This window comes from Microbispora sp. NPDC049125, assembly GCF_040802045.1.
Classification (GTDB): domain Bacteria; phylum Actinomycetota; class Actinomycetes; order Streptosporangiales; family Streptosporangiaceae; genus Microbispora.
In genome coordinates this window covers 40933-53829 of the sequence record NZ_JBEZDW010000020.1, presented here as the reverse complement: position 1 = coordinate 53829, position 12897 = coordinate 40933, and the positions used below count along the sequence as shown (strand labels likewise).

10 protein-coding genes are annotated in these 12897 nt (G+C 72.9%); 8 read left to right on the top strand and 2 right to left on the bottom strand.

Going from position 1 to position 12897, the window contains the following annotated elements; all coding sequences use genetic code 11:
* Positions 1-148 precede the first annotated feature (148 nt).
* From AB0B72_RS22970 to AB0B72_RS22945, 6 genes are all read left to right on the top strand, one after another.
* Positions 149-991 (top strand): ParA family protein, encoded by an 843-nt coding sequence (locus AB0B72_RS22970; protein WP_367741017.1) that lies wholly within the window; start codon positions 149-151, stop codon positions 989-991.
* Between the two features lie 221 nt (positions 992-1212).
* Positions 1213-2067: a ScpA family protein gene (locus tag AB0B72_RS22965; RefSeq protein WP_367741016.1), complete on the top strand. Its 855-nt coding sequence runs from the start codon at positions 1213-1215 to the stop codon at positions 2065-2067.
* 442 nt (positions 2068-2509) lie between these two features.
* Positions 2510-3028: an SMC-Scp complex subunit ScpB gene (scpB, locus tag AB0B72_RS22960; RefSeq protein ID WP_367741015.1), complete on the top strand. Its 519-nt coding sequence runs from the start codon at positions 2510-2512 to the stop codon at positions 3026-3028.
* Positions 3028-5166 carry a pseudouridine synthase gene (locus AB0B72_RS22955; protein WP_367740937.1) on the top strand — a complete coding sequence of 713 codons (2139 nt, stop codon included), beginning with the start codon at positions 3028-3030 and terminating at the stop codon, positions 5164-5166. The genes scpB and AB0B72_RS22955 overlap by 1 nt, the downstream gene beginning before the upstream one ends.
* A 105-nt stretch (positions 5167-5271) precedes the next feature.
* A complete protein-coding gene (aroH, locus tag AB0B72_RS22950) occupies positions 5272-5631 on the top strand; it encodes a chorismate mutase (protein WP_367740936.1) in 360 nt (119 codons plus the stop codon).
* Positions 5632-5802: 171 nt separating this feature from the next.
* A complete protein-coding gene (locus AB0B72_RS22945) occupies positions 5803-6897 on the top strand; it encodes a prephenate dehydrogenase (protein WP_367740935.1) in 1095 nt (364 codons plus the stop codon).
* 50 nt (positions 6898-6947) lie between these two features.
* Here the strand turns inward: AB0B72_RS22945 and AB0B72_RS22940 are convergent, their stop codons facing one another.
* On the bottom strand, positions 6948-8189 hold the full coding sequence (locus AB0B72_RS22940; protein ID WP_367740934.1) for an MFS transporter: 1242 nt from the start codon (positions 8187-8189) through the stop codon (positions 6948-6950).
* A gap of 164 nt (positions 8190-8353) precedes the next feature.
* A complete protein-coding gene (locus AB0B72_RS22935) occupies positions 8354-10531 on the bottom strand; it encodes an MMPL family transporter (RefSeq protein ID WP_367740933.1) in 2178 nt (725 codons plus the stop codon).
* Positions 10532-10717: 186 nt separating this feature from the next.
* Here AB0B72_RS22935 and cmk point away from each other — a divergent pair, with 186 nt between their 5' ends.
* Positions 10718-11365 carry a (d)CMP kinase gene (gene cmk, locus AB0B72_RS22930; protein WP_367741014.1) on the top strand — a complete coding sequence of 216 codons (648 nt, stop codon included), beginning with the start codon at positions 10718-10720 and terminating at the stop codon, positions 11363-11365.
* A gap of 114 nt (positions 11366-11479) precedes the next feature.
* Complete coding sequence (der, locus tag AB0B72_RS22925; protein WP_367740932.1) at positions 11480-12892, top strand: ribosome biogenesis GTPase Der; 1413 nt, start codon at positions 11480-11482, stop codon at positions 12890-12892.
* The last annotated feature ends 5 nt before the right edge of the window (positions 12893-12897 follow it).

Genomic DNA, 12897 nt, shown 5'->3' with positions numbered 1-12897 from the left:
CGCGCGATATCCGGGGTGGTGGGCGCGCCGCCTTGCCGCATGCGTGCCTACCCTTTAGATTCGATCAGGTTCGAGGCCGTCAGGGAGGACCAATCAGGTGACTGCGACCACAGAGGGCACGTGGACCGCGGGGGCCCCCGGCGGTTCGATCGGGCCCACCGGCCGTCCACGCCCGGTGTTCCCCGACCCGACACCGCCGGTCACCCACGGGCCCGCGCGCATCGTCGCCATGGTGAACCAGAAGGGCGGCGTCGGTAAGACGACCACCACGATCAACCTGGGCGCCGCGCTGGCCGAGGTGGGCCAGCGGGTCCTGCTCGTCGACTTCGACCCGCAGGGGGCGCTGTCGGTCGGTCTGGGAATAGACCCCCGGCCGCTCGAGTCGACCGTCTACGACCTCCTCATGGAGGAGCCCGACGTCACGATCGAGGACGTCCTGCTGGACAGCAGCGTCGAGGGCATGGACCTGCTGCCGAGCAACATCTTCCTGTCCGGCGCGGAGATCAGGCTGGTCAACGAGGTCGCCCGGGAGTACGCCCTGCAGCGGGTGCTCGAGCCCCTGCTGCCCCACTACGACATCTGCCTGATCGACTGCCAGCCGTCGCTCGGCCTGCTCACGGTCAACGCGCTGACCTGCGCGCACAGCGTGATAATCCCGTTGGAGTGCGAGTTCTTCGCGCTGCGCGGCGTCGCCCTGCTGATGGAGTCGATCGGCAAGGTCCAGGAGCGGCTCAACAAGAGCCTGGAGATCGACGGCCTGCTCGCCACGATGTACGACCCCCGGACGCTGCACGCCCGGGAGGTCCTGCAGACGATAATGCAGGGCTTCGGTGACAAGGTGTTCCACACCGTCATCAACCGGACGGTCCGGTTCCCCGACGCGACGCTGGCCGGCGAGCCGATCACGCAGTTCGACTCCGGCTCGATGGGCGCGGCCGCCTACCGCGAGCTGGCCCGCGAGCTCCTGGCCAGGTGGCCCGCGCGTGTGTGAGCTGTCCGTCCCGGGCGGGGCGGGCACGGGTCGCCGTTGAGGCGGCCCCCACGCCGGCGGGCCCCCGCGGGGGAGGGCGGTGCGCGACAATGGGTGGCGTGACCGAGCAGGACACCGCGGACGACACCGGGCACGACGCCGCGAAGGACCCCGGGCAGGGCACCGCGCAGGACCCTGGGCACGACACGGGGCACGACACCGGGCCCCACGGCGCCTTCCAGGTGCATCTCGACGTCTTCGAGGGGCCGTTCGACCTGCTGCTCGGGCTGATCTCCAAGCACAAGCTGGACATCACCGAGGTGTCCCTGCACAAGGTGACCGACGAGTTCATCGCGTACATCCGGTCGCGGGGCCCCGAGTGGGACCTCGACCAGACGAGCCACTTCCTGCTCGTCGCCGCGACCCTGCTCGACCTCAAGGCGGCCAGGCTCCTGCCCACCGGCGAGGTGGAGGACGAGGAGGACCTCGCCCTGCTGGAAGCCCGTGACCTGCTGTTCGCACGGCTCCTGCAGTACCGGGCGTACAAGGAGGTCGCGAAGATCTTCTCTGGGCGGATGGCGGAGGAGGCGCTGCGCTTCCCCCGGTCGGTGCCGATGGAGAAGCGGTTCGCCGACCTGCTGCCCGAGCTCGTGCTCGGCATCGGGCCCGAGCAGCTCGCGAAGATCGCCGCCAGGGCCTTCACCCCGAAGGTGCCGCCGTCGGTCTCGGTGTCCCACATCTACCAACCGCTCGGCAGTGTCCGCGAGCAAGCCGCTATCCTTGTCGAACGGCTACGGCGGCTGCACACGGCGACTTTCCGGGCGCTGACCGCCGACTGCTCGGGGACCTTCGAGGTCGTCGCCCGCTTCCTGGCCGTCCTGGAGCTGTTCAGGGAGGACGCGGTCTCCTTCGAGCAGATCGAACCGCTCGGCGACCTGTACGTCACATGGACGGGCGCCGAGGACGGGGACGTCACGGTCGGCGACGACTACGACGAGGACGGGCCGCCCGGAGAGAACGGGGCGGCCGACGAGGACGGACGGCCGGGTGAGGACGGCGCCTTCCCGGCGGACCCGGCCCACGGCGATCCCGGCTGACAGGAGCGCCACCGCGCCGGTCCAGGGGCCTCGGCCCTGCCTTCGGGCAGACAGGCGCCCCTGAGCCGGGTAAACCCGGCAGGCCTGTGGGCCGGACGGGACAGACCGCGACCGGGGAACGCGACCGGAGCGCGGAACCCGGGACGACGAACGAGGAGCGATGGAACGCAGCGAGGCCCCTGAGCTCGCGGACCGCACGGACGACGCGGACCGCGACGTCAGTGACGGCTCCCCCCTTGACGCTGCCCCCCTTGACGCTGTCGCCCCCGACGGTGGCCTCGGCGGGGGTGCCCCTCTCGACGGTGCTCACCTTGACGGTGCTCACCTCGACGGTGTCCACGGCGAGCGGGGCCCGGGCGAGGATGCCCCTGGGGACGGCGTCTCCGGAGAGGAGGCCGGTCTCACCGGGACGCCGGGGGACGGGCCGGGTCTTCCGGCGGCGCTGGAGGCGATCCTCCTTGTCGTGGACGAGCCGGTCGCCGAGGTGACCCTCGCCCAGGTCCTGGAGCGGCCCACCGCCGAGATCGCGGCGGCCCTTCGCGATCTCTCGGCGGAATACACGGCCTCCGGACGGGGTTTCGACCTTCGGGAGGTTGCCGGAGGCTGGCGCTTCTACACGCGGGCGGACTGCGCCCCGCTGGTGGAGCGCTTCGTCAGGGACGGCCAGCAGGCGCGGCTGACACAGGCCGCGCTGGAGACCCTCGCCGTAGTCGCCTACCGGCAGCCCGTGAGCCGGGCCAGGGTGGCGGCCGTACGCGGCGTGAGCAGCGACGGCGTCATGCGGACGCTGGTCGCACGTGGCCTCGTGGAGGAGGCCGGGACAGACCCGGAGAGCCAGGCAGTGCTCTACCGGACGACGAGTTACTTCCTGGAGAGACTGGGGCTGCGGAGCCTCGAAGAGCTTCCCGAGCTCGCCCCGTTCCTCCCGGACGACGTGGAAACCCTTGAGGAGCACAAGTAGTGAACAGCAGGCGTGGCACCCCGTCCGGTGAGGGACGCGGTCGGAGCCGGAGCACCGGTCAGCAAGGCGGCGGCCCCCGAGGCGGATCCGGTGGATCCGGCGGCGGGTACAGGGGCGCGCCGGGGGGCGGCTCCCGCTCCCAGGGCGACCGGCGAGGCGGCTCCCGCGGCACGGGCTCCCCGTCCGGGTACGGCTCCGGCTCCCGGACCTCGCGAGACGACGACACCCGCGGCGGCGGCCGCCCGGCGGCGGGCCGGTTCTCCCGCGACGACGACCGCGCGCCCTTCCGCGCAGAACGCGGCGGCTCACGCGGCCAGGCCTCCGGGCCGGAGGGCGGCCGCGGACGCGACGCCGGCTCCAGCCGCGGCGACCGCGACCGCGAGTTCTTCGGGAACCGCGCGGGTCAGTCCGACCGGGGCGACCGGTCCCGCGACCGTGACTTCGGCCCCGGTCGTGGCGAGAGTGAGCGCGGATCTTTCCGCGGCGGGCCGGGTGGCTCCCGTGGACGTTTCGGCAAGCCTGAAGGCGGACGCGACCGCGGCTTCGGCGGGGACCGCGGCCGTGGATTCGGGGCAGGCCGTCCCGACCGGGGTGCGGACGCCGCCCGTGGCGGCCGTGACCGCGACGCCGGTCCCGGCCGCGGCGACCGCGAGTTCGCCGGGAACCGCGCCGATCAGGGCGACCGGTCCCGCGACCGTGACTTCGGCCCCGGCCGTGGCGAGAGTGAGCGCGGATCTTTCCGCGGCGGGCCGGGTGGCTCCCGTGGACGTTTCGGCAAGCCCCAGGGCGGACGCGACCGCGACCGTGGTGCGGACCGTGGCTTCGGCGGCGACCGCGGTGGAGACCGTGGTGCGGATCGTGGCTTCGGCGGTGGAGACCGTGGTGCGGATCGTGGCTTCGGCGGGGACCGCGGACGCGATTTCCGGCCGAGCGGTGCGGACCGCGACTCCGGTGGCGGGCGCGACGACCGTGGCCGGTCCTCCTTCCGCGACGAGCGGGGCGGGTTCCGGCGCGACGGCGGATCCGGCCAGGGGCGCACCGACTTCCGCGCCGCACGTGGCGGCGCCCGTGCCCGCTCCGACCGGGACGACGAGGTCCGTACGATCGGCCGTATCGGCGGCGCCGACCGTGACGACCGGTGGGGTGGCACGACCGACGGCGGCGGCTCCCGCGGCCGGTTCGGCGCCGGCCAGTCTCGCGCCGGTCAGCCGCGTGGAGGTCAGTCCCGCGCCGCTCAGCCGCGTGGGGGTCAGCCGCGCGCGGTCCGGCCGTACGCGGCGGGAGGCCGGGGCGGCGCTCCGGCGGGGCGTCCCGGCGTGGGCGGCAACCCGTTCAAGACCGCCCGTCAGCCGCTGCGCGACCCCGACTTCTACGACAAGGACTACGCCGACGAGCGCGACACGACCGAGGTGCCGGGCGGCGACCGGCTGCAGAAGGTGCTCGCCCAGGCCGGTGTGGCCAGCCGGCGGGCCTGCGAGGAGATGATCGGCGACGGCCGCGTCACGGTGGACGGCCAGGTCGTCCGCCGGTTCGGCGCCCGGGTCGACCCCGCCAAGCAGGTCATCCACGTCGACGGCAAGCGCATCCCGACGTCGCCGGAGCTGGCCTACTACGCCCTGAACAAGCCGATCGGCGTGGTCAGCACCATGGACGACCCCGAGGGCCGCCCGTGCCTGCACGACTACGTGCAGGAGCTGGCGCCCCGGCTGTTCCACGTGGGGCGGCTCGACACCGAGACCGAGGGCCTGCTGCTGTTCACCAACGACGGCGAGCTGGCCCACCGGCTGACCCACCCCAGCTACGGCGTGCAGAAGAAGTACTGGGCCAAGGTGCCCGGTCCGGTCCCGCGCGACCTGCACAAGGTGCTGCGCAACGGTGTGGAGCTGGAGGACGGCCTGGCCAAGGTCGACGAGTTCCGCATCGTGCAGGAGCACGGCCAGCAGGCGCTGGTGGAGATCATCCTGCACGAGGGGCGCAAGCACATCGTCCGCCGGATGCTGGAGGCGACCGGTCACCGGGTGATCGACCTGGCCCGCATCGAGTTCGGCCCGGTGAAGCTCGGCAGGCTGAAGCCGGGGACGGTGCGCACGCTGAGCCTCCAGGAAGTGGGCGAGCTCTACGCGTCTGTCGGCCTGTAACCTTCGCTCGGCGGGCGAAAGGCGCAAGCCGGGCACAATGCTTGAAAGCCGTGGGGTGGGCGGGTCGCGCGCCCACCCCCGGTGACGAGGGGAGAGGGGAACGACATGGTGCGGGCGATCCGTGGAGCCGTCCAGGTGGAGGCCAACGACCGTGAGGCCATCCTCGCCGGGACGACCGAGCTGGTGACCGAGGTGATGGAGCGCAACGGCCTCACGACCGACGACGTCATCAGCGTCCTGTTCACCGCCACACCCGACCTGACCGCGGAGTTCCCCGCTCTCGCCGCACGCAAGCTCGGGTTCCACGACGTGCCGCTGCTGTGCGCGAGCGAGATCGACGTGCCGGGCGCCATGCCCCGGGTGGTGCGGCTGATGGCCCATGTGGCGACCGACCGTCCCCGGCAGGAGATCCAGCACGTGTACCTGCGGGGCGCGACGGCGCTGCGCGTGGACATCGCCCAGTAGCCCCAGAGCCCAGTGGCACCAGAGCCCAGTGGCACCAGAGCCCAGTGGCTCGGTAGATCCAGAGATCCAGAGACGCAGTAGAGACCCCGGTAGACCAGAGCCGGCGGTCCGAGCCGGTGGGCCGGCAGGAAAGCCCCGCAGGACGGACCGCCCGACGGCAGGAAGAGCACGATGACTCCCATCGAGGGCGCCGAGATCGGCAGTGTGGTGGTTGTCGGTACGGGCCTGATCGGCACCTCCGTGGCGCTCGCCCTGCGCGAGCGGGGAGTGCGGGTCTTCCTGTCCGACCGTGACCCGGCGGCCGTACGGCTGGCGCGCGGGCTCGGCGCGGGGGAGGAGTGGACGGCCGACCGCACCGTGGATCTGGCGGTGATCGCGGTGCCGCCCCAGTTCGTGGCGCAGCAGCTCCTGGAGCTGCAGAAGCGTGAGACGGCCAGGGTCTACACCGACGTCGCCAGCGTCAAGGTGCTCCCGCTGACCCAGGCGGCGCAGCTCGGCTGCGACCTGTCCGCGTTCGTCGCCGGGCATCCGCTGGCGGGACGGGAGAGGTCGGGCCCGGCCGCGGCGAGGAGCGACCTGTTCCTGGGCCGGCCCTGGGCGTACTGCCCCACCGAGGTGGTGTCGGAGCGGGCCCTCCGGACGGTCGTGGAGCTGATCGGCATGTGCGGAGGCAACCCGGTCAGGGTGAGCGCCCAGGAGCACGACCGGGCGGTGGCGATCGTCTCGCACGCCCCGCATGTCACCGCCGCCGCCGTGGCGGCGCGGCTGGCGGAGGCCTCCGAGACGGCGCTCGGCCTGTCCGGGCAGGGGGTGCGCGACGTGACCCGTATCGCGGCGAGCGACCCCGCGCTGTGGATGGGCATCCTGTCGGGCAACGCGATCCCGGTCGCCGAGGTGATCGAGGCGGTGGTGGCCGACCTGTCGGCGGTGGCCAGGTCCCTGAGGTCCCTGGCGGGCGACCAGTCGGCCATGACGGACGTCACCGACCTGCTCTCCCGCGGCGTGCGCGGCACCGCCCGCATCCCCGGCAAGCACGGCGGCCCCGCCCGTACGTACGCGGTGGTGCAGGTGCTCATCGGCGACCGGCCCGGCGAGCTGGCCCGCCTCGTGCAGGCGGCCGGGCAGACCGGTGTCAACATCGAGGACATCAGGCTGGAGCACGCTTCCGGGCTGCCCCTCGGCGCGGCCGAGCTGTACGTCCAGCCCGAGGCCGCGGCCGTCCTCGCCGAGGGCCTGCGCGAGCGCGGGTGGCAGGTGCCGACCTAGAGAGGTTTACCTCTAGAGGGCCTGTCGCGACCTGCTCGTTCGCTCCTGGATCAGCGGTTCGCGGGCTCAGGCAGCGGCTTGCTCGCCGCCGTACGGCTGCCGGAGATCTCCAGGGTGTAGCTGACCCCCGCGAGCGCGAAGCCCAGGAGGCCGAGACCGACCCCGACCCAGCTGGGCGCGACGTAGCCGAGCCCGCCCGCGATCACGACACCGCCGAGCAGTGCGCCGAGGCTGTTGGCGATGTTCATCGCGGACTGGTTGACGGCGGCGCCCATCATCTGCGCGCCGGGCGCGACCTGGATGAGCCGGGACTGCGTGGCGGGGCCGAGGAACAGGCTCGCGGCGCCGACCAGGAAGGCGCCCGTGTACAGCCCGGCGGCTGAGTGGGCGAGCAACGCGAAGGCCACCATCGAGGCGATGAAGACGCAGAAGCCGGCGAGGATGGAGCGCCGCAGGTTCCGGTCGGACGCCCATCCTCCCGCGGCGTTCCCGACGGTCATGCCGAGCCCGATCGCGACGAGGACCCACGGGACGGTCGAGGCGGGAAGGCCGGCGACATGCGTCGTCACCGGCGCGATGTAGCTGTCGATGGCGAAGAACCCGCCGAAGCCGATCGACGCGGTGGCCGCCACGAGCCACACCTGCGGCGTGCGGAAGGCGCGCAGCTCGCTGCGGGCCGAGCCGCCCGGGTGGGCGGCGATCGAGGGCACGGTCGCCAGCACGGCGACCAGCGTCAAAGCGAAGATCACGGCGATGATCAGGTAGGCCAGCCGCCACCCCGCCGACTGGCCGATGTGGGTGATCACGGGCACGCCGACGACGTTGGCCACCGTCAGGCCGCCGAGCGCGACCGCGAAGCCCTTGCCGTGGCTGCCCGGCCCCATGATCGACGCGGCGACCAGGCCCGCCGCGCCGAAATAGGCCCCGTGCGGCAGGGCCGCCACGAAGCGGGCGGCGAGCACGAGTCCGAACGTCGGCGCGGCCGCCGAGGCGGCGGTGCCCACGATGAAGACGGCCAGGAGGCCGAGCAGGATCCTCTTGCGCGGCAGGCGGGCGGTCAGGGCCGCGAACAGCGGCGCGCCGATCACGACGCCCAGCGCGTACATGCTGATCATCCAGCCTGCGTGGGCCAGGGCCTCGGAGGTGGACCGCGCGTACGACTCGGGGAGCAGGCTCCGCGCGATGTCCGGCAGCAGGCCCATCGCGACGAACTCGGTAAGGCCGATGGCGAAGCCGCCGAGGGCGAGCGCGAGGAGCGCAGCCCAGCGCTGCGCCGGGGTGAGGGGGCTCATGGAGACCTTCGTGATCGGGGAAGCACTACTCCGCCGTGGGGCCGAGGAGCCGAGACGCTCGTGATCAGTGCTTCTCCAGGATAGCAACGCTGTTGCGTAATACGCTGGCGGGGTGGAGAGGGCAGCCGGCCTGGGCTACGTGCGGGAGTGCGACGACGGTCACGTCACGGCGCTTCCGCGGCGGGGACGGCTGCCGTGAGGGACCCCGTGCCCTGGAGCCCCGGCGGGGACGACGCCGCCTGCTCGGGCAGGCCGTGGCGCCGCCACCAGCGGGCCAGCGGCCCCGGCGCCCACCAGGCCCACCGGCCGAGCAGCCGCATGGCGGCGGGGACGAGCAGGCCCCGCACCAGGGTGGCGTCCACCGCCACCGCGATCATCAGGCCCACCCCGGCCATCTTCATGAACGTGATGCCGGACAGGACGAAGCCGCCCACCACCACGGCGACCAGCAGGGCGGCGCTGGTGATGACGCGGGCCGTCCGCTGCAGTCCGAGGGCCATCGACTCGGCGACGTCGCCCGTGCGGTCGTACTCCTCCCGCACCCGGGACAGCAGGAACACCTCGTAGTCCATGGCCAGGCCGAAGGCGATCGCGATGATGAGCACGGGAAAGTTGACGTCCACGGCCCCCACCGGCGTGAAGCCGAGCAGGCCGGCGAGGTGGCCGTCCTGGAAGATCCACGTGATCGCGCCGAACGACGCCGACAGCGACAGCAGGTTCAGCAGCACGGACTTGAGGGGCAGCACCACCGACCCGAACGCCAGGAACAGCACGACGAACGACACCAGGGCGACGAACAGCGCCATCCACGGCATCCGCGACGTCACCATGTCCACGATGTCCACCCGGGAGGCGGGCATCCCCGTGAACGACGTCCTGCTCGCGGCCGGCGGCGTGACGGCACGCAGGTCGGAGACCATCCGCCGGGCGTCGCGGGACATCGGGTCCATCGAGTAGCCGAGGGTGAGCCGGGCCTGGCCGCCGTTCACCCCGGTGACGGCGGCGCCGTCGACGCCGCGCACCGCGTCGAGACGGGCCGCGTAGGCGTCCAGCGCCGCCCTGCCGGTGGGAACGGACGACTCGACCACCGCCGTGACGACCTTGGCGGGGTCGGCGGCGAAGCGGGCGGCCATCTCGGCCGTGACGGCCCGCGCGTCGGCGCTCGTGGGCAGCACCCAGTCGGCGGGCCGCGCCCAGTTCACCCCGAGGAACGGCAGGCCGAGGGCGGCCAGGACCGCCACGATCGCCACGGCGCTCGCCAGGGGGCGCCGCATCACGGCGTGGGCGACGCGGTACCACCGGCCGGTCACGGGGTCGGCCGTCCGGGCACGTGCCGGGCTCAGGCGCCTGCCCAGCGTCGCGAGCAGCGCGGGAAGCACGGTGAGGGAGGCCACCACCGCCCCGGCGACCGTCGCCGCGCCGGCGTACCCCATCGACAGCAGGAAGCGGGAGGGGAACAGGGTGAGCCCCGCGAACGAGACCGCCACGACGGCTCCGGAGAAGGCGATGGTGCGGCCCGCCGTCGCCATCGTCCGCTCGACGGCGCCGGCGACCGAGGCGCCCGCCGACATCTCCTCCCTGAACCGGGTCACCGCCAGCAGCGCGTAGTCGATCGCCAGGCCGAGCCCGAGGATGGTGACGACCTGGATCGCGAACGTGGAGACGTCCGTGAAGAGCGTGACCAGGCGGAGCGAGGCGAGTGAGATCAGCACCGCGGTCACCCCGATCGCCAGGGGCAGCAGGGCAGCCAGGATGCTGCGGAAGATCAACGCGAGCAGGATCAGCAGGATGGGCACCGAGACGGCCTCGGCGACGCCGAGATCGCGCAGGGTCTGGCGGTTCACCTGGTCGATCATCGAGGTGAGCCCGCCGAAGCGCACGGTCAGGCCGTCGGCCGCGAAGGCGCCCTGGATCCGGCGCAGCTGCCGCACCCGTTCCTGGTCGTCGGGGGAGCGAAGCTGGACGGCGACATAGGTGGCGTGCCGGTCCCGCGACACGAACCGCGACGCGCCCGTGGACCAGTAGGAGTCGAGCCGGGCGACGTCCGCGCGGGGGACCGCCGCCAGGGCCTGCCGTACGGGCCCGGCGAAGGCGGGGTCGTCCACCGTCAGGTGATCGCTCTCGTAGAGGACCACGACGTCGTCGGCGTGGCGGCCGAGCGGGCCGGCGAGCACGGTGTCGGCGTGGACGGACGGGCTGCCGGGGTCGTCGAAGCCGGCGCCGCCTCCCAGGCGGCCGAGGACGCCCGTCCCCCAGGCGGCCGCGATCACGGCGAGCAGAAGGGTGGCCAGCAGGATCCGGCGGCGGCGATGGACCGCGAAGCGGCCGATGGTGCCGAACATGCGAGGTCTCCTCAGAATGGATAGTGGCGCTATTTACTATCGGATAGTGAGACTATCCATCGCTGTGGCGGGATGGCAAGGGGCGGGCCGGGTCTCCGATGCACGGTTCCCGTGCGAGTCCCGGTAGCCTCGGGGACGACAACTCGATGGGAGAAGGAGACACCGGTGTCGGGTCTGGTCGTCGCGATGGACGGTCCCTCGGGGTCGGGCAAGTCGAGCGCCTCTCGTGGGGTGGCGCGCGCCCTGGGCCTGCGCTACCTCGACACGGGGGCGATGTACCGCGCGGTCACCTGGTGGATGCTCGATCGGGGCGTCGACCTGGGCGACCCGCAGGCGGTCGCCGCCGTCGCGGGCGAGCCGGCGCTGGCGATGAGCACCGACCCGGACGCCCCCGGCGTGACCGTGGACGGCGTCGACGTCAGCGGGCCCATCCGCGGCGCCCAGGTGACGAGGGCCGTCTCGGCCGTCAGCGCGGTCCCCGAGGTGCGGGCCCGGATGGTCGCCATGCAGCGGGAGATCATCGCCGTGTCGCTCCCCACGGGCGGCATCGTCGTGGAGGGCCGCGACATCGGCACGGTCGTGGCGCCGGACGCGCCGGTCAAGGTCTTCCTGACCGCGAGCGCCGAGGCCCGCGCCCACCGCCGTACGGCGGAGCTGGACGGCACCACCGTCGAGGCGCAGAAGGCCGAGATGGCGCGCCGGGACGCGCTCGACTCCAACCGCAAGGCCGACCCCCTGGCGAAGGCCGCCGATGCGGTGGAGCTCGACACCACGCCGCTCGACCTCGACGAGGTGATCGCCGAGGTGCTCCGGCTCGTCAAGGAGCGGGCCTGACACCCGTGCGTCCCGCCTGACCCGCCCGGCACGGCCCGGTGGGGGCCGGACCGACAACAGTGAGCCCGGCCGCCCAGGCGGCCCGGGAGAGGAAGCAGCCGGATGAGGCAGGGTATGGAAGTGACGGGGGAGTTCGACGACGACGGCGCCTGGATCGAGGCGGAGCTCGCGGAGATCTCCGGGGACGAGGCCGCCGAGGAGGCCGACGCCGGCCCGCTGCCGGTGGTCGCCGTGGTCGGACGCCCCAACGTGGGCAAGTCGACGCTGGTCAACCGCATCATCGGACGCCGTGAGGCGGTCGTGGAGGACGTGCCGGGCGTGACCCGGGACCGGGTGACGTACGAGGCGACCTGGCGGGGCCGCAGGTTCACCCTGGTCGACACCGGAGGCTGGGACCCGGATGCCACCGGCATGGCGCTGCGGATCGCCGAGCAGGCGCAGATCGCGGCCGAGCTGGCCGACGTGGTGCTGTTCGTGGTCGACGCGAGCATCGGCGTGACCGACTCCGACGAGACCGTGGGCGCCGTGCTCCGCCGCTCCGGCAAGCCGATCGTGCTGGCCGCCAACAAGGTCGACAACCAGCAGATGGAGCTGGAGGCGTCCGGGCTGTGGTCGCTGGGCCTCGGCGAGCCGTACCCCGTCTCGGCCCTGCACGGCCGGGCCAGCGGCGACCTGCTGGACGTGGTGCTCGACGCGCTGCCGGAGACGCCGCCGCAGACGTTCGGCGAGCGGAGCGGGCCGCGCAGGGTGGCCCTGCTGGGCAAGCCGAACGTGGGCAAGTCGTCGCTGCTGAACCGGGTGGCCGGGGAGGAGCGGGTGCTCGTCGACCCTGTGGCGGGCACCACTCGCGACCCCGTGGACGAGCTGATCCAGCTGGGCGGCAAGACCTACCGCTTCATCGACACGGCCGGGATCCGCCGCCGCGACCGCGAGCTGCAGGGCGCCGACTTCTACGCCGCGATGCGCACGCGGGCGGCGCTGGAGCGGTCGGAGGTCGCGGTCGTGCTGATCGACGCCTCCGACGTGCTGACCGAGCAGGACCTGCGGATCATCGGCCTGGCCATCGAGTCCGGCCGGGCCATGGTGGTCGCGTTCAACAAGTGGGACCTGGTCGACGAGGACCGGCGCTACTACCTGGAGAAGGAGATCGACCGGCAGCTCGTCCGCACGCCGTGGGCGCTGCGGGTCAACATCTCCGCCAAGACGGGCCGGCACGTCGAGAAGCTGACCCCGGCCATCGAGCGGGCCCTGGAGTCCTGGGGCACCCGGGTGCCGACGGCCCGGCTCAACCAGTTCTTCACCGAACTGGTGCAGGCCACGCCGCCCCCGGTGCGCGGAGGCAAGCAGCCCAAGATCCTGTTCGCCACGCAGGCGTCGACCGAGCCGCCGAAGTTCGTGCTGTTCACCTCGGGCTTCCTCGAGGAGACCTACCGCCGCTTCATCGAGCGCCGCATCCGCGAGGAGTTCGGCTTCGCCGGCTCCCCGATCGAAGTCACGATGAAGATCCGCGAGAAGCGGAAGAAGTAGAGCGG